The organism is Catenibacterium sp. UBA627, from assembly GCF_002299355.1.
In the GTDB taxonomy this organism is placed as follows: Bacteria; Bacillota_I; Bacilli_A; order Erysipelotrichales; family Coprobacillaceae; genus Catenibacterium; species Catenibacterium mitsuoka.
Map to the genome: position 1 here is coordinate 14,541 of NZ_DBPF01000026.1, position 264 is coordinate 14,804.

The following is a 264-nucleotide window of genomic DNA, read 5'->3' on the forward strand; positions in this document are numbered from 1 at the left end:
AAACAGAATGGTAAGAGTATCTCTACAAAAGGGTTTGGTTCTACTGTTTATGTATCAGGTATAGATGGATTAAAGGAATTTGATCATGGACCAAGTTCTGGATGGATGTATAAAGTGAATGGTACACCACCTAATATTGGGGCAGGAGCCTATAAAGTGAAAGCAGGAGACACAGTCATCTGGTATTATGTCAACATTGAACAATAAGACAAGAGAAATATGTTTGATAGGTATTCTCTCTGCAGTCAATATTGCCTCTAGAGT

Annotated in this window: 1 protein-coding gene; it reads left to right on the forward strand. The window is 37.1% G+C overall.

Features of this window, described 5'->3' with window-relative positions; genetic code table 11:
- The coding region (locus B2S90_RS01700; RefSeq protein WP_286696459.1) for a DUF4430 domain-containing protein at window positions 1–207 on the forward strand (207 nt) is incomplete at its 5' end.
- Window positions 208–264: the final 57 nt, after the last annotated feature.